Raw genomic sequence first — 21545 nt, 5'->3', positions numbered from 1 at the left:
ACGTCGGGCAAATCACCGGCATAATGCCATCATTGCCAAATCCGTGAAGTGACCCACGGCGTGCCCGGCAACGGCGCGTCGCGATACCTTACGCGCTACTCATCCTCATCGACATCAGCAATCGGTCCAGCGGGCCGCGGGCGGGCGATCGGCCTTGCGCGCATCCGCTCAACGCGCCTGCGCGGGCCCAAAGGAAGCATCGACATGACGGCATCTTCGGATCACGACACGGCGGCAGCGATCGCCGCACCGGATCACCCCCAAACCGTGGCATTCCCGCGCATCAAGATCTCCAAGCGTGGCATCTCGATCGACCATCCGGATCCGGAGGCGGGCGAACGGCTGATGGCTGAAACGTTCGGAGTCGCCGACAGCGACGCCATGTACGGCATCCTCAAGCAATTGGTGAAGGCGAGCGTGAACGGCAACAAGCTCGACCACGCCAATCTCGCATTCATGATTTCGATGATGCAGGCCATCAAGCCCAGGGACTCCATCGAGGCCATGCTGGCGGCGCAGATGGTCGCCGTGCACGTCACCGCGATGCGAAGTGCCCATCATCTCGCCCGCGCCGGCGACATCCAGAACCAGGATAGCGCCGCCCGTGCGCTCGGCAAGCTCGTGCGCATTTTTCCGGCCCAGATCGAGGCGCTCAACCGTTACCGGCACAACGGCGAGCCGGCCATCACCGTGCAAAACCTGTCGGTGCAGGACGGCGGCAAGGCCATCGTCGGCAACGTCACGCAGCACGCGCACATGATCGTGTCGCAGCCGGGCGCGGTTGCCGCGCTGGCGGAGGCGCGGACGGTATCGATGCCAATTGTCGGCGAACGGGAGCACGTCGCCGCAAGGCAAGACGCGACTGCATGAGCGGCGGTCACGCCCGCAGTACGAGCGCGATGCTGGCGAGCCCGCGTTGCGGCGCCAGAACGCGCAGCGACCGGTCCTGCCGTGCGCCGGCGGTGCACGGCAAGCTGCGTTGCCGCATGCACGGCGGCGCGGCGGGATCGGGCGCGCCGAGGGGAAACAGGAATGCGCGGAAGCATGGGCTGTTCACGAAGAAGGGCATCGCCGAGAAAAAGCAAGTTCGGGACTTGTTGGATGAGGCGCGGAGACTGCTCAGGGAACTCACGTGATGCCGCCTCCTTCAACTCGGGCTGCCTCGCGACAAGTCGATCACCCTTTCTTGTGTGACCTAGTTCATAGGCTGTCTCCGTTGAGCAGACTACGTTAGGTGACGGGTTGAGCGTTAGCTCGCCTTGCCGCCCGACGGGCGTTTCCTCCCTAGACTGGCCGATCGCTTCAAGCGATCGGCCCTTTCATCGTGCATGGGCCCCTGACGTCGCGGCCCTACGCGGGAGCGACATCGGGATGATTGTTGCCGCGATCAACAGCCGAACATCATTCTATGCGGTTGACGGCGGCGAAGGTCATTTCACGGTGCTGTGGAATCGGGCCCTGGTGCGGCGCCGACCGGCCGCGCGATCCCCGGCACAGGGAAAGCGCGGCACATCTCAACGCTCTTCGCTCTGAGCCGTCTTACTACTGCCGCATCGCCCTTCGACCTGAGAGACTCCGCGATGAGTTCGGCGATAAGGCGCATTTCAGCTTCCCCCATGCCACGCGTGGTCGCTGCCGGCGTACCGAGGCGAACGCCGCTTGGTTTGAGCGGCGGACGCGGATCATCGGGAATGATCTGCTTGTTTGCGGTCACTCCGACAGCATCGAGAATGTCTTCGGCCGCGCCGCCGTCCAACCCGGCGCTCGTCACCGTGTCCACAACCATCATGTGATTGTCGGTCCCGCCCGTAATCAACTTCATCCCGCGCTCCATCAGCGCTTCGGCAAGAACCTTCGCATTGCGCATGACCAGCCGTGCGTAGGCCTGATAGTCGGATGTCGCTGCCTTTTTCAGCGTTACGGCGGTCGCGGCCACGACGTTCATGTGCGGCCCTCCTTGCAGTCCGGGGAACACGGACGCGTCGACCTTGCCAGCAAACTCCCGACGGCAAAGAATGATTCCGCCGCGCGGCCCGCGAAGTGTCTTGTGTGAGGTCGTCGTCATGATGTCGAAACCCGCATCGAGCGGATTACGCAGAACGTTGCCGGCGATCAAGCCGCCGTAATGGCTCACGTCGGCCATGGTAAGTGCACCCACTTCGTCGGCGATGCTCTTGAAGGAGGCGTAATCCAGGTCGCGCGGATAGGAGCTGTAGCCGCACAGCACCAACTTCGGGCGGACGCGCCGAGCTGTTGCGCGAAGCTCATCGAAATCAATGGCGCCGCCCTTTGACGGGTGCGTCTTGTAGCGAGCGAAGTTGAACAGCCGCCCCATGTGGGACACGGGCGCGCCATGCGTGAGATGGCCGCCGTGTGACAGGTCCATTGCCAATATCGTATCCCCAGGCTTCAACAGGCCCAGATACACGGCCTGGTTCATCGGCGACCCGGACAGAGGCTGGACGTTGGCATGCTCGGCGCGGAAAAGCGCGCAGGCTCGCTGTCGAGCAAGGTTCTCTATCTGATCGGTAAATTCTTGCCCTCCATAATACCGGCGCCCCGGATAACCCTCGGAATACTTGTTGGTGAAGACCGATCCAAGCAGTTCGAGAACCTCCGGATAGGTGTAGTTCTCCGAAGGAATCAGCTCAACGCCGTCTTGCTGGCGGCGCTCCTCGCCTTCGAGAGCAAGGGCAACTTCCGAATCATCGAGGTGCAGTTCGTTGCGGAATGAGGGCATGGTCCGGGCTCCTTAAGACGCTGAATGGTCAGCTGAAAGGTGCCCAGGCGAACGGCGTTAGAACCCTTCGCGCTTCACCGTGGTCAATTCCACGTAAGCTCGCCAGTCGCGCGAGGGACGAATGAGCCTTCAAGGCTCATCGCGAGCAGAAGGCTAATCAATCCTTGGAGAGCTCGCAAGGGTTCATAGCTGATATTTCGACGCTCAGACGTTGAGACCCAAATTCCGAGGACCGATGTCCGGTCCGCTGCGGACAACGGGCGTGGCAACGGCTTATGCGTCCTTCGGCTCTGAGCCAATCCCGGAAGTCGTCACGCGACCTCACAACAAGCAAAGTTCAATGCGGCTCCGGCAGCGGCGTTCCCGGAAAAGCGAACTCCGAATCGTTGGATGAGGGTGGGAATGCTGCTATGTCCATATCAAGCGCGTTGCTTGCGCAAAGCGCAACGAGCCGCTGCGGATCAGAAGCGCCGCTGAGTAGCTTCGCTCCCAGCTCGCGGAAATAATTCTCGGTCGCGTTTCGCGCCGGTCTATCCTCACTAGCCGACATGTTGAGCCGCCAGCACTTGCTGCGAGATCTGCTCGGAGTCATTTGGAGGCAACGGTCTCCTTGAACAGCTCAATCTTGCCGCGCGCGTTGTCGGTCACCGCAAAGACCTCGTATAGATCGATCTGCGGCTTCATGCCGTAGCGCTGGATGATGCCCTCGAGCCAGGGCCCGGTGTAGAATGCCTTGGCGTCCTCGATGCGCTCCCACTGGTACACGCCACCGGCCCAGCCGCTTTCGGACCAGATGAAGTGCTTGCTGATCAGCCCTGTCACTTCGCGGAAGTTTGGTGCGATCTTGTGAAAGTGCTCGTGACACGCGGCGTAGTCGATCTGCGGTGGCAGTTTGTATCGTACAACGGCGGTGATCATGCGACCTCCTTGCAAGGACGCCCCCGGCGCAACATTGATGGCATTCCCGCGATCAAGCAAGCGAAGCGGGAAGCCGACATGGGTTAAAGGCGCAAAGCCTAACCAGTCACTTCCGTTCTGCTGCGACGAGCCGACCATTCCAGAGCATGCTGGACTCGGCTTTAGATAGGCATCGCGCGCCGATCGCGATCAAATGCGACGGACGCTGCCGCGAGTAGGTCAACACGATTGACGAGAGCCTCAATCGCCGCGCAGCTATCTCCCTGCAATTTTTTGCGTTAATGTGAACCTCTTCATAGCTGTGTAGCAGACGGGCTCGGATGATGCCCAACCAAAGAGAGGCGAGCTAAGGCCCCGCAAAGCGCCACCCGGTTCCGATGGGTTTTTTCCATTCACACGCGAGTTTGGGAGCGACACATGGAAAAGCGCGAAATTGGCAACAGCTTGACGAAAGGTCTGTCCGAAACGAAGCGGGACGCTTTCTCCCGCCGATCGGTGCTGACGTTGGTTTGTACCCTTGGCGCCGCGGCGCCATTTGGGATGTTCGGAGCGGCTCGCGCGCTGACGGTATCAGGGACTGGGTCGCTGAATTATATTCCTGGCGAGCCCTTTATTTGTCGCGCCGCCGCGAACGGTGAAGAGCTGCAGGGCCTGCCCCGCCAACTCAAGCTAGCCTGGAACGCCAACGCAGCCTGCACGGTCGCTGCGCCAGTCGCAAAGGAACGGGGTATCTTCGCCAAACACAACCTCGATGTCGATTTCGTCAATTTCGGCGGTTCGACCGACCAGTTGCTGGAGTCGATTGCAACTGGCAAGGCGGATGCCGGTTTGGGATTGGCCCTGCGCTGGCTCAAGCCGCTGGAGCAAGGCTTCGACGTTCGGATCACCGCTGGTGTGCACGGCGGCTGCATCCGGCTCCTCGGCTCCAAGGCTGCCAACATTGACAGCCTGGAGTCCCTGCGCGGCAAGGCTATCGCGATTAGCGATCAAGCGAGCCCTGCGAAGAACTTCTTTTCGATCTACCTCGCCAAGAAGGGCATCGATCCGGCCCAGGAGGTAGAGTGGCGTCAGTACCCGGCCAATCTGCTCGCGCTTGCCGTCGACAAGGGCGAAGTGCAGGCGCTGGCCGAGATCGATCCACTACCCTATCTGTGGCTCAAGGACGGCAAGCTCAACGAGATCGCAACGAACCTGACGGGTGAATTCGTCGATCGCACCTGCTGCGTTCTCGCGATACGTGGCAGCCTGACCCGAAACGAAATGCCGGTGGCGGCTGCTCTGACACGATCGATACTGGAGGCGGCAGACCGAGTTGCCAGCGATCCCGCCGATGCCGCGGCAATCTATTCAGGCTACGGCGGGAGAGGGTCCGTCGAGGATCTCGCCACGATGTATCGCAGCCATACTCACCACAATCATCCCGTCGGGGCGGAGCTCAAGAAGCAACTTCTGCTCTACACCGATGAACTCAAGGCAGTGAACGTCATCAAGCGAAGCACCGACCCGGCCAAGTTCGCCGACCGGATTTATCTTGACGTTCTAAGCTGAGCCGATTGGGAAGATCCGCAGTGAGCTCGGTTATCAATGAAGTGCCGAGGCCATCAGAGAGGTCGGGTTTCGGCTTTCTTGAAAGTTCAACCACCCGGTCGTTGATCGGCGGACTGTCGGTGGCCGCCGCATGGTCCATGGTCGCCGCGCTCACTGCGTTCTGGCCGGATAAGCTCGAAAGCGATTGGGCCTACACGGGGGCCTTCGCCATTGCCTGCGGCGCATTCGCGCTTGCCCTTGCCTTGGCGGCCTTTGCCGGCCTTCGTTTTGCTGCTTTTCAGCGGCTCCAGCGGCTTTCTCCGTGGCTGTTCGCGCTGGCGCTGTTTGTGGCGGCTTGGGAGGCCGTCACAGCAAAGCTCGGATTGCTGCCGTTGCCGTTTTTTCCGCCGCCGCAGGCTATCGTCGAGGTCGCAATCGACGATTGGGGGCGGCTGGCTCAAGGCATCTTCGCCTCAGCTCGTCTGCTCGCGACCGGATATTTGCTCGGTGCGGCGGTGGGGTTCGTGACCGGCGTGGCGATCGGCTGGTCGCCGCTCGCCGGTTATTGGATCCACCCGGTCTTGCGGTTCATCGGGCCGCTGCCCGCGACGGCCTGGCTGCCGCTCGCATTTTTCGTTTTCCCGTCGAGCTTCAGCGCCAGCATTTTCCTGATTGCGCTCGCCACCGGGTTTCCGGTCACCGTGCTCACCTGGTCGGGCGTCGCCGGCGTGAAGAGCTCCTATTACGATATCGCGCGGACATTGGGAGCAAGCCAGCGCTTCCTCGTGCTCAAGGTCGCCATTCCGGCGGCAATGCCGCACGTTTTCGTTGGCCTGTTCATGGGTCTTGGCAATTCGTTTGCGGTTCTTGTCGTAGCCGAAATGCTGGGCGTGAAGGCGGGGCTCGGCTGGTATCTGCAATGGGCGCAGGGTTGGGCGGCCTATGCCAATATGTACGCCGCGCTGCTGCTCATGGCGTTCTTGTGCTCCGGACTGATCACGCTGCTGTTCCGCTTGCGGGACCGCCTGCTATCCTGGCAGAAAGGCCTGGTGCGATGGTAGCGGCGACCGCAAGCGATCATGCGGTCCGCGGATCGACGCTCACGATCCGCGAGGTGAGCCATCGCTTCGATCTCGAAGGGCAGCCCCTGCCGGTATTGGACCGCATCAGCCTGCAGGTCGGCCGCGGCGAATTTGTCGCTCTCCTGGGACCGAGCGGGTGCGGAAAATCGACTTTGCTGCGGCTGGTCGCGGGGCTCGACACTCCAACGGCCGGCTCCCTGCTAGCGGAAGGACGGGAGATCGAAGCACCCGATCCGTCGCGGGTCGTCGTTTTTCAAGACCCCACGCTTTATCCATGGCGGACGGTGTGGAGCAACGTTGCGCTCGGCCTGGAAGCCCGCGGGTTGCTGCGCACCCATCGCGGACGTGTCGAAAACGCCTTGCGCCTGGTGGGGCTCACGAACTTCGCCAATGCCTACCCCCACCAGCTTTCCGGCGGCATGGCGCAACGCGCGGCTCTGGCGCGTGCGCTTGTCAACGACCCGAAGCTGCTCATTCTCGACGAACCTTTGGGCCAGCTCGACTCGCTGACCCGCATCGCGATGCAGGCGGAACTTGTGTCACTTTGGCAGCGCTCGAGCTTCACGGCGCTGCTGGTCACGCACGATGTCGAGGAGGCGCTCTTGCTCGCCGGCCGCGTCATCGTGCTGACCGACCGACCTGCACGGATCAAGGCCGAAATCGTCAACAGCCAGCCCTATCCCCGCCACCGGGGCGATCCGCACTTCGTTGAGCTTCGTCGCGACGTGTTCGAGCATCTCGGCCTCGATGAGGCATGGTAGCCGTCGCGTCGCGTGGGCCTGCCATCTCGGCGGGAACACGCATATGTCATCTCCTCGATCGGCAACACCCGTGTTCCCAACAAGACTGACGCGAAGTTCCGTATTCCGAATTCGTTAGGAACGAAGGCGCGCGCCCGGCGTCACACGGTCGTTCATCCCTGTGAAGGACACGCGATCATGGTACGCGAAGGCCCAGCCGAATCATCGTAGCCCGACGTCGCCGAGACGACGGAGGGCAGACAGGCTCGCCCCTAGGCATGCTGTTCACGGCGCTGGTCGGAGCCGCGGCCATCGTCATTGCGATCTATTTTGTCGCAACATAGGCCGAGCCAACGGTGACGTTCAGCGCGCGAACGCCGTCACGCGTCTGACGCTCTGTGATACTCGTTGCGCTGCAGAACGGCGAAGCCGAACCACCCCCAGTAGATGCAGTGGCGTTGAATGAGGCCTTCGTCGTTGAGGTCCATCGCCTCAACGAAATCCATCTGCTCTCCGCTGCCTGCAACATGGCCAACATCCAGGTGCGGCGGTTGCCCGTGCTCAATCGCGACAAGCGGCTGGTCGGAATCATCGCGCTCGGCGATATCGCCGTGTGCAGGCCAGGCGACGGTGCCGCGGAGGCGCTGCACGGAATCTCGCGAGCAGGCGGACAGCATGCGGGCGCGATCACCGGGTGAAGACAGTTCGTTCGCCCTGCTCAACTTTCTTATGTGACCTAGATCATAGGCTGTGTCAGTTGAGCGGATGACATTAGGCGATCGGTTGAGCATTCGCTCGCCTTGCCGCGCCCGACGGGCGTTTCGTCCCTAGACTTGGCCGATCGCTTCAAGCGGTCGGCCCTTTCGTCATGCAGGCGCCCCTAGCGCTTCGGCCTGGGCAGCACGATCCTGCCCTGTGAAGCAATGCCACCCCATTTGGCGGTCCAACCGACTTTCGCTGAAGGTCGCTCGGCGCCTTTTTGACCGCGAGCACCCTGCAGGGCAAACAGGGCGCCTTGAGGATCGGCACATCGCGCTATCCAGCAACCATCAGGCAATTCGATCGGACCCTGGAGAATCCGGCCTCCACCACTATTGACGCGCTGGGCCGCCGCGCCGATGTCGTCGACATTGAAGTAATAGAGCCAGCACGGCTGCGATACGCTCGGAAGCTTGGTGAGCATCCCGCCGATCATCTGGCCGGCCGCCGAAAACAATTCATACAGGTCTGCCGGATCGGTTTCGCCGTAGGCCTTCTGCCAGCCGAAGAGCTGGCCATAAAAGTCAAAGACCTTGTTTCGGTCTTCAGCCAGCAACTCATGCCAGCCTACGCGCCCAGGCTGGTCCAACCCGCCGGGTTGCCGCTGGCCGTATGTCAGTCCGGTGACCAGCGCAAACGTCGCTCCTTGCGGATCGGCGACCACTGCAATTCGGCCGATATTGCTGTCGGTCTGCGATACCAGAATGGCGCCCCCAAGACGGCGAATCTGCGCGGCCTTCGTATCCATGTCATCGACGGAGACGTAGCCGACCCACCTCGGTGTCGCCCCCAATTGCTGTCCCTCTTCCGGCAGTTCCATGAGACCACCGACCGGAGAGTCGCCGGCGGTAACCACGGTGTAAGCGAACCCTGCGGTAGAGGCGTCCTTCACGTCCCAGCCGACAACCTTGCCATAGAAGGCGCTGGCTGCCACGACGTCGGTGGTCATGAGTTCGTACCAGGCGAAGTGTCCGGGTTGATCGACCAAGCCAGTTTCTCCGTTCAGGCGGGAGACAATTGCGGCACTGCATCAGTCGCGCACTGAAGCCCGCAGCGCAGGCGGGACGAGGGATCAAAGGCGAACCCGTTCATGAAGATGAATACAATCTGAACGAGCGCGCTACTGCATTTTGGTATGTTCGTGAATCTTGCCTGCCCTCTCCGCTCGGCGTAGACTTTCATCCCATGGATATCCTTCCTGCAACCTTCGGAGGATGCGACCATGCAGCGGGTGAAGCAAGCGTCGAAAAAGAAGCGCGTAGCCAAGGCCGCCGTGCCGGCGTTGGGAGCCGCCGGACTAACTTTTTCGCTCGCCGGCAGCGCATCAGCAGCAGCCGTACCAACAGGCGACATTCAGCAGAGATCGCACTTTTCACCAGGGCATGCGATCACCCTCGGTGAAGAGGAAATGACTGACGTCAGCCTCGCCACCTTCCATCTCTTCGACAAGGAAGACGCCAGCAGTCGCATACAAGTTGCTTGGCGCGGATGCGGCGGTTGTCGCGGTTGCCGCGGTTGCAGAGGCTGCGGCTGCAGAGGTTGCCGATGCGGCGTCGGTTGTCGATGTGCCGGATGTGCCGTGGTAGGTTGCGCCGTAGTATCCTGCGCGGGCTGCTGTGCATCGTGGGGCCGCTGCCGCTGGTGCTAGGCGACGCGCTGTTCGATCGTGTATCGGCAAGCCTCTTGTTGGCCGGGCTCGGAAGCGACCCGGCCGCTTTCTCGTTTTGGTCGCAACGCTCGCAGTAACTGCGGTGGGCGGCTTGCCGGGGACGAGCGGGTGTGTTCCAAATCAATCGAAGATTTCCTGTGGGCGAGCGAACGGCTCGTTGCGCACTGGCGATCTGAGATGATGGACAACAAGATCCGCGTGCTGACCCGATGACAGCCAATCGCAAGAGCCGCGTTGCGAGGCAGACCCGCAAGGACATCTTGCGGTTCGCACCGAATTACACCGCCTACGCACTTCCTCCCGATGCGGTCTGCCTCTATTCCGAGGATCGCAAGTACTTCCTGCACGGCGAGCTCTATTGTGCGCTGGCCGCTGCAATCGGAAGCAACGGAAGCGCGGTTTCGGAAATCATCCGCCAGCTTTCAAGAAGCTTTCCGACGAACAAGATCGAGGAAGCGATCGGGCGGCTGGTCGAACGCCGCTATGCCACCACGGCAGCATCGCCCGCATTCACGGGCGCGGTCGCCGGCTATTGGGCGAGCCTCGGCCTGCCTCCCGAGGTCGCGGAACAGAATCTGCGCGATTGCCCCGTGCGGGTGCAATCGATCGACGTTAAAGGCGCCAAGGATCTGAGCGCGGCTTTGAGCAAACTCGGCGTTCAAATCGCCAAGCGCTCGCCTGCACTCACGATCACGCTGGTGAACGACTATCTTGACCGGCGGTTGGCTGAGATGAACCGCGAGCGCGTGGCGGATGGGACGCCCTGGATCCTCGTGCAACCGTCAGGCGTATTTCCGCTGGTAGGCCCCTTCTTCAAACCGGGCGAGAGCGCCTGCTGGACTTGCCTGTTCGATCGCATGATACGCAATCGGGAAATCAAGGGATTTCTCGACCGCGGACTGGCGCAGCCGGTCGCCATATCGCCGCTGGTCCACGACACCGTTGGACAGACCGCTGTCCACTTTGCTGCCGTCGAGATCGCGAAAGCGATTGCCTCGGGTTTTCGCACCGACCTGCGCGATCACATTGCAAGCTTCGACCTGACTGGCGCGGTCATCGCCAAGCACTATGTCGTGCGTCGCCCGCAATGTCCCACTTGCGGCAGCAAGAAGCTGCAGAGTCCGCGCCGGGCGGCGACGTCGATCGAGATTGCCGAGGGCCGAAAGCTCATCATGACCAGCGGCGGATATCGCACCGTGACGTCTCGAGCCACCGTGGCGCGCTTCCGCAAACATGTGAGTCCGTTGACCGGCGTGGTCTCGCGGCTTGAGCGGATCGAGGCCGATCTGCCGATGAACACCAATTTTTTCGCTCACCACAATTTCTCTGCGCCGGCCTTGAGCGTCGACGAGCTGAGGTCGGGACTGAGCGGCGGCAGCTTCGGCAAGGGCTCCACAGCCGAGCAGGGCGAAGCCAGCGCACTGATGGAGGCGATTGAGCGCTACTCGGGGATTTTCCAGGGTGACGAGATCAGGACGAAGCGCCGCTTTACCGATTTCGCTCCTGGTCAGGCCCTTCTTCCCAACGATGTCCAGCTTTTCAGCGACATGCAGTTTCAAAATCGGCATTCGCTGCAGCCGGACGATTCACACCCGGTTCCTGAGCCGCTCGATCCGTCGACCAGGACCGAGTGGTCGCCGGTCTGGTCGTTACGCGACAAGCGTTTCAAATATCTTCCGACCGGCTTGCTGTACTTCTTCTATGGCGGCTTCCACACGGATTCCAATGGATGCGCAGCCGGCAACACCCGCGAGGAAGCCATCGTGCAGGGCTTCCTCGAACTGGTCGAGCGCGATGCCTACGCTATCTGGTGGTACAACCGGCTGCAGCGTGCCGAGGTCGACCTCACGCAATTCGACGATTCCTATGTCCGGGATCTGCAAGCCCAGTTTGCCGATGCGGGACGCAGGCTTTGGGTGCTCGACATCACCAGCGATCTCGGCATTCCTTCTTACGTGGCGATCATGCACTGGATGCAGAACGGACACGAAAATATCGAGTTCGGCTCCGGCTCGCATTTCGATCGCCGCATAGCCCTGCTGCGTTCCCTGACCGAACTGACCCAGTTCATGTCAATTGGCATGATGGGCGGCGGAAGTGGCGAGAAGCCGACGCTTGACGGTGTCACGCCGCTGCGGCTGGACGATTATCCGTTTCTTATCCCCAGCGACAATCCGATCGTCCCGCCGGCACCGAGCCTCAAGGTTCACGACAATACGAGCGACCAGGTCAATGCCTGCATCGATATCGCGACCGGCGCAGGATACGATTTCCTCGTGCTCGACCAGACGCGGCCCGACGTCGAGGTCCCCGTCGTCAGGGTGCTCGTTCCGGGCTTGCGGCATTTCTATCGCCGCCTCGCGCCCGGCCGGCTGTACGACGTTCCGGTGAAGCTTCGGTTGCTGGATCGCCCGCGACTGGAAAACGAACTTACTCCGTTCCTTCCACACACCTGAAGGTTGGCATCGTTGCGCAACTTGCGGAAAAAGCCGGCCAGGAAGATCGCACCAGTCATCACCGCCCGAGTGAACGGTCGTTTTTCCCTTCACATGCAGGCAGACGGAAGCATCGCCGCCGCCTTGAGCGGCTATTCGGTCAATCTGGGACAGTTCAGCGCGGCGGCGATCGACCGTGCGGGACACCTCGCCACCGGCCTGCCGCTCGCCTCCTTTGCCGGCAAAGGAGTCGTCGCGAGGCAGGTTCATGCCCTGGTGCAGCGACTGGCGCGGCACGGACTTCTCGAATACCGCCTATCCTCTCCGCGTGACGAGCAGGACCTCGTAATCATCGAGCCGCAGGTCTCCGAGTACTGGCCGCAACGCGCAAAGCTTGGGAACGATGATACCGTCGTGCTGTCGCGCTTTGCTTATCTGCACCGGCACGGCAACGAGATGGTCCTGGAATCGCCGCGCGCCGGCGCGCTGTTTCGGATTTGCGATCCCGCCATTGCCGCCACCATCGCTGCCCTTTCACGGCCGCAAAAGATCAGCAAGCTTCGCCGCCATGTGGCCTTCCCGAACCTCGATCTGCTCGGACTGCTGCTCGACGGCCAGCTGCTGATCAAGCTCAATGGGAAAGACGGCGACGGCCTTCGGGTGGGTGAAGGTGACGGCGATCTTGTTCTTTGGGATTTCCACGATCTCGTGTTTCACACGCGGAGCACGGAGGGCCGGCATGCCAATCCGGTTGGCGGCACGTTCGCCTATGCGGGCGTCGTTCCACCGCTGCCGGCAGTGCGTCCGCCTTGGCCCGGCAAGAAGATTGACCTCCGCAAATTTTCCACGCCGAAGCCGAACTCGCCCTTCGCGGAGCTGTTGCGCGAACGCCATTCGACGCGGGATTTCGATGACGAGCATCCGCTGACGCTCGCCGAGCTGGCGCAATTTCTCGAAACCACAGCCCGCGTGCTGTCGGAATGGAAGAGCGGCGCGAATTTGGACGGCGGTCCCGAAGTTACCTACAGCACAAGACCCTATCCCGCAGCAGGCAGCGCCTACGAGCTGGAATTGTACCTTGCGGTTTCCAACTGTGAGGGGCTTGCACGCGGATTTTACCACTACGACGCGGGCGGCCATGCCTTGGCAGCGATCGATGCCTCCCCCCAAGACCTCCAGGCGCTCTCTGCGGCGGCCGTATTTGCCATGGACGCGCCCGGTCCGCCGCAGGTCCTGATCACCATTGCCGCGCGCTTTGGGCGAATCTCCTGGAAATACAGTTCAATCGCATACTCGCTGATCCTGAAGGACGTCGGCGCCCTGATTCAAACCTTCTATCTCGCCGCGACTGATATGGGCCTTGGCGGCTGCGCCATTGGCACCACCAATATCGATCTCTTTGCAAAAATGACGAAGCTTGACTTTCACGTCGAGAGTCCAGTCGGCCAATTCGCGCTCGGACGGGTAAAGAAGCCGCTGGCGGCGGCTTGAGCGTTGATAGTGTCCGCCGCCCAAGATCCGCGTCCTCAACGAAGCGCCTCATCAGTTTCCCAATGAGTCACGGGAGAATCGTAGCAGCACCACCGCATTTTCACACCGCCAGGGTCAGAAGCTGGCCCTAGCCAAGGCGTCGTCCATGTCCGCTTTGGGCCAGAGCAGACATGACGTTGCTTGGGCCACCCCGCTTCCGGATCTTCTTTGAAGACCCGGAGCACCATACGGAATAGCGGGGCTGTCTTTCCCGCAGTTGGCACTGTCTCCCCAATCGTGTAACGCCACCGAAAACCCTTGCCGGGACGGGACGCTCATGACTGCGGTGGCCACGGAGGAAACGGGAGTTGGCACCCGCGCGCTGATCTTTGCGCTGATCGCGCTCGCCTGCGGACACATGCTCTCGACCTTGCTGCGCACCATCCCGGCTGTCAGCCTCGATCTGATGGCGGCGGATTTCCGCGTCAACCCGCAGGCGCTGGCCAGTCTCACCTCGGTCTATCATTTCGCCTTTGCCGCAGCGCAAATCCCGGTCGGCGCGGCGATGGATCGCTTTGGCGTGCGCCCGGTGTCGCTCAGCCTGCTTGGTGGAACCGTGCTCGGTGCCACAGCTTCCGGCTTTGCGACAGGGCCGAAAAGTTTCGCGTTCGGGCAATTGCTGCTGGGCATTGCCACCTCCGGCATGCTGATGTGCCCGATGACGCTCGCTGCGAAGCAATTGTCGGCGGCGCGGTTCGGCCTGTGGTCGGGCGCGATTCTCTCGATCGGCAATATCGGCATGCTGCTGTCGTCGAGCCCGCTCGCCTTCGTGGTCGATCATTACGGCTGGCGCGCCGGATTCTGGATCTCTGGGCTGGCCGGCATCCTGGTGGCGCTCGCCGTTTTCGCGCTGGTGCCGAACCAGCCCGCCGAGCACAAGGACGATTCCTCGCCCCTGTCGCAGATGATCGAGGTGCTGCGGCTCGGGTTCTCACGCCCCTTGCGTGGCCTGATCGCGCTCGCGCTGGTGTCGCTTGCGACCTCGCTGGTGCTGCGGGGCCTGTGGGGCGGGCCGTGGCTGATGGAGATCAAGGGCTTGTCGCGGGTCGAGGCCGGAAACCAGCTCGGCGCGTTCACGATCGCGATGATCGTCGGCCCGCTTTGCATCGGCATCGTCGATCGCAGGCTCGGTCGCCGCCGCGAGCTGGTCGCCGGCGCACACCTCGTCGCGGCATTCCTGCTCGCGCTGATGGCGTTCGGCGCGCCGCACTACGCGGTCTCTCTGCTGCTCGGCGTTCCCGTCATGCCGCCGCAATACGACCTCGTACTGTTCGTGCTCATCGGCCTTGCAACCTCCGCGCAGCCGCTGCTGTTCGGCATGTCACGGCAACTGGTCGACGCGCAAGTTGCCGGCAAGGCACTCGCCGCGGTGAACCTCGCCTTCTTCCTCGGCACGGCCCTGATGCAGTCGACCACCGGCGCGGTGGCGGCGCTCGCAGGGCTGCCGGCGGTGCTGCTGTTCATGGCCGCGGCACTGCTGATCGGCACGCTGATTTTCCTGGCCTATACGTCGCCGAGCCCATCATCGCCGCGCATGAGTTGATGGGAACGCCGCGGCTTTCGCGCTCGGCGGCCCGCGATCGAAACAACGCGCGCGCGGCGAAACTACGTTCCGGTCGAGCGTCGCAACAGCCGTCGTCGGTTGAATAAATCTGACGCACAACTCTTGCGAAAGCGGGCTTGCATATTTCGGCGAGACGAATTGTCGCGGGCGTTCGAAATACGCGGCTGCATGTGAATTCGCTCACAATGAACCCCGCGGCAGCGAGCTAAAGTCGTTGACGGAAGTCGGCTTGCGAAATTTTCTGCGCAGGAGATTTCCATCACGAAGCTGTTCTGGATCGGAGCTATCGCGGTTGCCTTCGACGTAACCGTTGCAGCAGCTGCGCCTACCTCCGCCAGATAGAAGTGTTGGCTGCGCGCTCTCAATTAATAGCGAAGCCAACCATGTTGCGGTCACAGGCGATTTTGAAGACTGCCCGCTAGCGATGCGGCGGCGATGATGCGCGTGCCGGCAGTTGGGTATCCGGAGATTGCGCCATGAGCACGACCTACAATGCAGCGCGGTTGGACAGGCGGCTCGCTTCTGCCCGGCGCGTCGTCCGCTTTCTCGAAAGATATTGGGAGGCGTTTCAAGAGCGGCGCAAACGCGCGCGACTGCAGGCCGCCTTGTCCGATCTGGGCGACAGGGAGTTGATCGACATCGGCATTTCGCGTGGGGAGATCGACTACGTCGCCTCGAACCCCAATATCGACCCGCGCGGCGTCCGATCGATCCCGCCAACGATGGTCTGACGTCCGCAGCCTACGGGGCGCGAGATCGCCCCCGTCTTGTGTAGCTGATGGAACATCGAGCTCTTCGCGCTGCTGCCTTTCGGGCTCCGGCGAGTTCCTGCAACGACGGCATTGCCGGGCGGCGCCCGGCAGCCTAGCCTGCAAGGAAAACGCCGGGATGGAAGCATGGCACGCATCGCAACGACCGAGACCGGGCTCTACCGGATCCCCCTCCCCGTCACCCTTTCCGACAGCACGCATGGCGAGATCAGAGCGTTCGAGCTCATCATCTGCCGCGTGCGCGATGCCGATGGCGCGGAAGGAACAGGCTACACCTACACCGTCGGCCGGAATGGCGGCGCAATCACCGATATCCTGAAACGCGAAATCCCTGAGCTGATCGAAGGCTTTGAGGCCGACGATACCGAAGCGATCTGGCATCACGTCTGGTGGGGCCTGCATTATGGCGGACGCGGCGGCGCCGCGGTGCTCGCGCTTTCCGCGCTCGACATCGCGCTGTGGGACCTGAAGGCGCGCCGCGCGGACCTGCCGCTGTTCCGCCTGCTCGGCGGTTTCGATGCAAGCGTGCCCTGTTATGCCGGCGGCATCGACCTTGATCTTTCCGTCGAAGCGCTTCTCAAGCAGACCGACGATAATCTCGCCAAGGGCTATCGCGCCATCAAGATGAAGGTCGGCCGGCCCGATCTCAAATCCGACGTCGCGCGCGTCGCGGCGATGCGAAAACATCTCGGCGACGGCTTTCCCTTGATGGCAGATGCCAACATGAAATGGAGCGTCGAGGAGGCGATCCGCGCCGCCCGCGCATTGCAGCCGTTCGATCTCACCTGGCTCGAGGAGCCGATCATTCCCGACGACGTCGCCGGTCATGCCCGCATCCTTAAGTCCGGCGGCGTGCCGATCGCGGCCGGCGAAAATCTGCGCTCGCTGTGGGAGTTCAAGAACTACATCGCCGCGGGCGCGGTGTCCTATCCCGAGCCCGACGTCACCAATTGCGGCGGCGTCACCGCCTTCATGAAGATCGCGCGGCTCGCCGAGGCCTTCAACCTGCCCGTCACCAGCCATGGCGCGCACGACATCACCGTGCACCTGCTCGCGGCCTGCCCGAACCGCTCCTATCTCGAGGCGCATGGTTTCGGGCTCGATCGCTATATCGAGCACCCGCTGGTGCTCGACCGCGGCATGGCGCTGGCGCCAGCGCGCCCCGGACACGGCATCGGCTTCGACTGGAAGAGGCTGGCACAGCTTTCGCCGTAGTGGAAAGCGTTTTGTTGCACGCGAGGCATTCCGGCGTGCGGGGATGTGCAGATGAGAGATTCGGTTATGGTGGCGGTGCCGGCACCATCCGAAAGACACCTGCCTTGACACCTGAGCTTCACCAGAAACTGACCGCGTGGCGCCAGCATCTGCATGCCCATCCCGAGCTGTCCCTGCAGGAGAAGGCGACATCGGCCTTCGTGCAGGACAGGCTTGCCGAGCTCGGCATTCCCTTCGAAGCCGGCATCGGCGGCCACGGCATCGTCGCGACGCTGACGCGCGGATCGGCGCGAGGCCGCGTCGGCTTGCGCGCCGACATGGATGCGCTGCCGATCCGTGAGGAGACGGGGCTTGCCTACGCCTCACGCCATCAAGGCGTCATGCATGCCTGCGGACATGACGGCCACACCGCATCCCTGCTTGGCGCTGCGGCGCTGCTCGCGGCCGATACAAGCTGGAGCGGCACGGTCGATTTCATCTTCCAGCCGGCCGAGGAGGGTTTTGGCGGCTCGCGCGCGATGGTCGCAGACGGCCTGTTCGAGCGCTTTCCGATGACGCGGATTTTCGGCTTCCACAACTGGCCGGGGCTGGACGCCGGCACCATCGCGATCCACGACGGCGTCGTCATGGCGTCCGGCGGACGCGTCACGCTCACGATCGAGGGACACGCGGGCCACGCCGGCATGCCGCATCTGACGCGCGATCCGGTTGTTGCCGCCGGCCATCTGATCGTTGCGCTGCAATCGATCGTCGCGCGCCATGTCGATCCGCTCGACACCGCCGTGCTGTCGCTGTGCGCGATCGAGGGCGGCACGGCGGCGAACCAGATCGCCGGACGCGTGGTGATCCGCGGCACGCTGCGCCATCATCGCGGCGCGGTGCGCGATATCATCGTCGAAGGCATCGAGCGGACCTGCGCCGGCATCGCGACGAGCTTTGGTGTCAAGGTCACACCCGACATCGCCTTGGGCGTGGGCACGGTCGTCAATACGCCGGCGGAGGCGGGTCTTGCGCGGATCGCCGCGGAGAAGGCGCGGGCACCGCTGCGCCACGACCTCGCCCCCAGCATGGCCGGCGAGGATTTCGCCTTCTACCTGCAACATTGCCCTGGCGCCTTCGTCTGGATTGGCAACGGGCCCTTGCGCGACGGCGCCGAGCTTCACGGCCCGCGCTATGATTTCAACGATGCGATCTTGCCGGTGGCATCAAGCTGGATGGCCGAAGTCGCCAAGACGGCGCTGGCTTCGAATTAGCCATCGACGGCTGACCGTATGCGTTCGCTGAATTGTTTGAGCATGATCTCCACCCAAACGCGTTCCGCATTAGTCGCGAGGGAAAACCGCTTCACACTTTTCGCTAACGCGGCCCTCCGAGTTCGGGTCATGTTCTAAATGATGCCACCTTGCCGAAGCGCTGCAATCGCAGCCTCATCGTAGCCGAGTTCGGCCAGCACGAGATCGGTATGCTCGCCGAGCGTCGGCGGGCGCGTTGCAATTTCACCCGGCGTTTCCGACAGCCGGACGGCAGCGCGTGTCACCGGTGCGGGCTTCGGCAAGCCTGGATAGTCGACATCCTGCATGAATCCGGCGGCCCGGATGTGCGGATGATCCAACGCCTGTTGCGGGCTCAGGACGGGCCCGGCCGGAATCATCGCACGTCCCAGCGTGTCGACAGCCTCCTGCGTGGTGCGCTCGGCGCACCAGCGCGCCATCCGCTCACTGATGACAGGGCCGTTATTGCCGCGGCTGATATCGTCGGCAAAGCGCGGATCGCCGAGCCATTGCTCCTCCTCACCCATCAGCTTGGCCCAGCGTTTGAATAGCGGATGACCCGTGACCTGGCACAGCACCCAGCCGTCCTTGGTGCGGTAGATGTCGGCTGGAGCTGCGGTCTGGCCGAGATTGCCGGTCGGAACGCGATTGACTGATATCACGGCCTGCTCGATCAGCGTGGCATTGGTGAAGGACAGCGCGGTTGCAAGCAACGCACCCTCGACGATCTGCCCGCGTCCGGATTTGCCGCGCTCGATCAGTGCGGCAAGTGTCCCGAACGCGCAGTGCAACGCAGTTCCGAAATCGACCCAGTTCACCGCGGCCCGGTAAGGGGGATCGCCGGCGCCCGTCATGTACACCGAGCCCGACATGACCTGGCCGACACCGTCGAAGCCGACGCGGTCGGACCAGGGTCCCGGCCCGCCGAACGCAGTTGCCGTCGTCAGGATGATGTCCGGCTTGATCGCCTTCAACGAGTCGTAGTCGAGCTTCATCGCGCGCAGAGTCTGTGGAGGCAGGTTGGCGACGACCACGTCGGTGCTCGCAACCAGGCGGCGCATCACCTCCTGCCCTTCCGGCTTCATCGGATCCAGCGTGATGCATTTCTTGTTGCGGTTGACCTGCAGAAACAGCGCGCCTTCACCGCCTTCGCCGACCGGTGCCACGAAGCGATCCTCGCTGCCGTCGCGCTTTTCCACGCGGATGACCTCGGCGCCGAATTCGGCCAGCAACGTTGCGCAATACGGCCCCGCGATATAGCGCCCGAAATCGAGAACGCGCACGCCCTCCAGAACTCCCCCCATCGATGCCTTCCCGTGTCGTTTTTTGCCCTATGTTTTGCCAGATTACAGGGACTGGCTGCCGCGGCAAGGTGGCAACCAGCATCGTGCTTGCCCGCAGATGTGATCGGCTAACGGTTTCGGCTGACGGAACTTCTGCTCTAGTATGGCCAGTCCGTCATCGTACCCAGAGCCGTATCCATGCCTCAACAATTCGATCGATCCGCTGAAGATCTCGGCAACGCGGTCCATCTCGAGCACGTCAACGTCCAGGTCCCGGATCAGCGCCTCGCCACCTTGTTTTATGTCGCGGGGCTCGGGCTCACCCGCGATCCTTATCTGATGGTGTCCGACACCAACATGTGGATCAATGCCGGTCAGAGCCAGTTTCACCTGCCGAGCGGCAAGCCGCAGGTGCTGCGCGGTCATATCGGGCTGGTCATCGCGGGCCGTGAAGCGCTGCTACAGCGGTTGGCAGCGGTCGCCAAAAAGCTCGAGGGCACGGCGTTCGCGTTCACCGAGCACAATGATTATGTCGAGGCGACCTGTCCGTGGGGCAATCGCCTGCGCTGCCATGAACCGGACGCCGCGCGCTTCGGGCGCATCGCTCTCGGCATTCCCTATGTCGAATTTGAGGTGCCGGCAGGATCTGCCCCTGGAATTTGCGCCTTCTATCCCGAGATCATGGGCATGCCCGCCGAGCTCAGGAACGGCGACGGCCAGGTCGCCGCCGTGAAGACGGGCCGCGGCCAGCACCTCCTTTTCCGCGAGACCGATCGGCCCCAGCCGGATTATGACGGCCACCATGTGCAGATGTACATCACCGATTTCTCCGGCCCCTACCGGAGGCTATCGGCACGCAATCTGATCTCCCGCGAGGACAATCAATACCAGTATCGGTTTTGCGACATCGTCGATCTCGACAGCGGCAAGCATCTCTTCACGGTCGAGCACGAGGTGCGCAGCGCGACCCACCCGATGTTCATGCGGCCGATGGTCAATCGCAATCCGGCGCTGACCAACCGCAACTACGCGTCCGGCCACGATCAATCGCTCTGGGCGATGGGACCGGACCAATACGAGGGATAGGGCGCAAGAGGCATTGCGCTCTGGCAAAGGCCGGCTCGGCCGTTCCCTCGATTGCATCTTCAGAAGGATGATGTCCGCGCGTGGAGGCTACCCGTAAATTTCCCAGGTGTTGGCCACTGGGCTCACTGGTTAACTGGTGCCGGTCGAGCGCAGCACCATGAAAACACCGAAGCCAAAGCAATGGACCGAGCAGGAAGTCCGACAATTGGTCAGGCTCGCCCGGCAGGGAGTTGGCGCATCGAAGATTGCCGCCGCACTGGGCCGTCACGCCGGCTCGGTGAGGCGGATGGCGCGGACGGTGGGAATACTGTTGAAGAAGTAGCCGTCGTGGGCACGCACCAAAGGTCTGGATGGCTGCGCCGCAACTTTGCGGTCGTCCGTCGAAGCCATTCGACACCCGAACGGCACCGATCTGCTGCAGCGCAATGCGCGGCGTCGGCCACGACTAACCCTTTATATCCATCGCTTTCTCACCGCAAAGGCTCAAAGTTCTCGGCATCACGCGAAGCCAAATCTTCCTGGCGGAGACCCCATGAGTCGCTCACCCTCTATCGTGCCGCACGCGCCGGTCAACCATGACGTCTATCTTGTGCTTGAAGACTTCGGCGGCCGGCTCGGGTGTGCCTGGTGTGAGACTGCCGAGGAGGACGCAAATCGCACCACGCTGATGCGGCACCTGGTCGAGGGCCAATACGAACATCCCGTCCGCATCGTTGCCTTCAATCCGATGGAGGGATGGTCGCGCGATGTGACCGCCGACGTCGCTGATGAGATTCGCCGCCGATTCGTCGAACTCGACGACGTGGCGCCAGCTCTGCTGGAGTTTCTCGACAGAGCAGCCGGCCACTGATTCCCACCTTCACGAACTCGTCAAACAAGACGCCTGCTTGGGGACTTCCTCAAGAGCGATGGGGCGCTATACTACCCCGATTGCAGTATCATTTTCTTGTACGGGG

General features: G+C 62.5%; 18 protein-coding genes, 1 pseudogene and 1 riboswitch. Of the genes and pseudogenes, 15 read left to right on the top strand and 4 right to left on the bottom strand.

Going from position 1 to position 21545, the window contains the following annotated elements; genetic code table 11:
* Positions 1–204 precede the first annotated feature (204 nt).
* On the top strand, positions 205–870 hold the full coding sequence (locus tag Q2941_RS10475) for a hypothetical protein (RefSeq protein ID WP_458192399.1): 666 nt from the start codon (positions 205–207) through the stop codon (positions 868–870).
* Positions 867–1136: an HGGxSTG domain-containing protein gene (locus Q2941_RS10470; protein WP_458192398.1), complete on the top strand. Its 270-nt coding sequence runs from the start codon at positions 867–869 to the stop codon at positions 1134–1136. Before Q2941_RS10475 ends, Q2941_RS10470 begins: the two co-directional genes overlap by 4 nt.
* Before the next feature lie 299 nt (positions 1137–1435).
* Here the strand turns inward: Q2941_RS10470 and Q2941_RS10465 are convergent, their stop codons facing one another.
* On the bottom strand, positions 1436–2740 hold the full coding sequence (locus tag Q2941_RS10465) for a serine hydroxymethyltransferase (protein ID WP_458192397.1): 1305 nt from the start codon (positions 2738–2740) through the stop codon (positions 1436–1438).
* Between the two features lie 34 nt (positions 2741–2774).
* Positions 2775–2860, bottom strand: a riboswitch (ZMP/ZTP riboswitch).
* Between the two features lie 468 nt (positions 2861–3328).
* Positions 3329–3796: a hypothetical protein gene (locus Q2941_RS10460; protein WP_458192396.1), complete on the bottom strand. Its 468-nt coding sequence runs from the start codon at positions 3794–3796 to the stop codon at positions 3329–3331.
* 279 nt (positions 3797–4075) lie between these two features.
* Here Q2941_RS10460 and Q2941_RS10455 point away from each other — a divergent pair, with 279 nt between their 5' ends.
* The 4 genes and pseudogenes from Q2941_RS10455 to Q2941_RS10440 all read left to right on the top strand — a co-directional run.
* On the top strand, positions 4076–5206 hold the full coding sequence (locus tag Q2941_RS10455) for an ABC transporter substrate-binding protein (RefSeq protein ID WP_458192395.1): 1131 nt from the start codon (positions 4076–4078) through the stop codon (positions 5204–5206).
* A gap of 101 nt (positions 5207–5307) precedes the next feature.
* Positions 5308–6246, top strand: coding sequence for an ABC transporter permease (locus tag Q2941_RS10450; RefSeq protein ID WP_458192440.1), 939 nt, complete (start codon positions 5308–5310; stop codon positions 6244–6246).
* Complete coding sequence (locus Q2941_RS10445) at positions 6240–7028, top strand: ABC transporter ATP-binding protein (RefSeq protein ID WP_458192394.1); 789 nt, start codon at positions 6240–6242, stop codon at positions 7026–7028. Before Q2941_RS10450 ends, Q2941_RS10445 begins: the two co-directional genes overlap by 7 nt.
* Before the next feature lie 503 nt (positions 7029–7531).
* A pseudogene (locus Q2941_RS10440) lies at positions 7532–7705 on the top strand (CBS domain-containing protein); the annotation flags it as partial.
* A 182-nt stretch (positions 7706–7887) separates the two neighbouring features.
* On the opposite strand, the gene Q2941_RS10435 reads toward Q2941_RS10440, so the two are convergent.
* The gene (locus Q2941_RS10435; RefSeq protein WP_458192393.1) at positions 7888–8754 is read right to left on the bottom strand and encodes a VOC family protein; all 867 of its coding nucleotides are present in this window, start codon (positions 8752–8754) and stop codon (positions 7888–7890) included.
* Between the two features lie 890 nt (positions 8755–9644).
* Here Q2941_RS10435 and Q2941_RS10430 point away from each other — a divergent pair.
* The 6 genes from Q2941_RS10430 to Q2941_RS10405 all read left to right on the top strand — a co-directional run bounded on the left by Q2941_RS10430 (position 9645) and on the right by Q2941_RS10405 (position 18202).
* Positions 9645–11891 (top strand): TOMM precursor leader peptide-binding protein, encoded by a 2247-nt coding sequence (locus tag Q2941_RS10430; RefSeq protein ID WP_458192392.1) that lies wholly within the window; start codon positions 9645–9647, stop codon positions 11889–11891.
* A gap of 93 nt (positions 11892–11984) precedes the next feature.
* Entirely contained in the window at positions 11985–13361 is a 1377-nt protein-coding gene (locus Q2941_RS10425; RefSeq protein ID WP_458192391.1) for a SagB/ThcOx family dehydrogenase, read from the top strand.
* A gap of 316 nt (positions 13362–13677) precedes the next feature.
* Positions 13678–14943, top strand: coding sequence for an MFS transporter (locus tag Q2941_RS10420; RefSeq protein ID WP_458192390.1), 1266 nt, complete (start codon positions 13678–13680; stop codon positions 14941–14943).
* Between the two features lie 497 nt (positions 14944–15440).
* Positions 15441–15695 carry a DUF1127 domain-containing protein gene (locus tag Q2941_RS10415; protein ID WP_458192389.1) on the top strand — a complete coding sequence of 85 codons (255 nt, stop codon included), beginning with the start codon at positions 15441–15443 and terminating at the stop codon, positions 15693–15695.
* A gap of 165 nt (positions 15696–15860) precedes the next feature.
* Entirely contained in the window at positions 15861–16949 is a 1089-nt protein-coding gene (locus Q2941_RS10410) for a mandelate racemase/muconate lactonizing enzyme family protein (protein ID WP_458192388.1), read from the top strand.
* Positions 16950–17053: 104 nt separating this feature from the next.
* On the top strand, positions 17054–18202 hold the full coding sequence (locus Q2941_RS10405; RefSeq protein WP_458192387.1) for an amidohydrolase: 1149 nt from the start codon (positions 17054–17056) through the stop codon (positions 18200–18202).
* 134 nt (positions 18203–18336) lie between these two features.
* Here Q2941_RS10405 and Q2941_RS10400 read toward each other — a convergent pair whose 3' ends face one another.
* Positions 18337–19524 (bottom strand): CaiB/BaiF CoA transferase family protein, encoded by a 1188-nt coding sequence (locus Q2941_RS10400; protein WP_458192386.1) that lies wholly within the window; start codon positions 19522–19524, stop codon positions 18337–18339.
* A gap of 177 nt (positions 19525–19701) precedes the next feature.
* Between Q2941_RS10400 and Q2941_RS10395 the strand changes: the two genes are divergently transcribed.
* The 3 genes from Q2941_RS10395 to Q2941_RS10385 all read left to right on the top strand — a co-directional run bounded on the left by Q2941_RS10395 (position 19702) and on the right by Q2941_RS10385 (position 21439).
* The gene (locus tag Q2941_RS10395; RefSeq protein ID WP_458192385.1) at positions 19702–20589 is read left to right on the top strand and encodes a VOC family protein; all 888 of its coding nucleotides are present in this window, start codon (positions 19702–19704) and stop codon (positions 20587–20589) included.
* A gap of 157 nt (positions 20590–20746) precedes the next feature.
* A complete protein-coding gene (locus tag Q2941_RS10390) occupies positions 20747–20911 on the top strand; it encodes a helix-turn-helix domain-containing protein (protein WP_458192384.1) in 165 nt (54 codons plus the stop codon).
* A gap of 210 nt (positions 20912–21121) precedes the next feature.
* A complete protein-coding gene (locus Q2941_RS10385) occupies positions 21122–21439 on the top strand; it encodes a hypothetical protein (protein ID WP_458192383.1) in 318 nt (105 codons plus the stop codon).
* Positions 21440–21545 lie beyond the last annotated feature (106 nt).

The sequence above is a fragment of the Bradyrhizobium sp. UFLA05-153 genome (assembly GCF_054185185.1).
The sequence above is the reverse complement of the archived record's forward strand: the minus strand, read 5'-3'. Positions and strand labels throughout refer to the sequence as shown.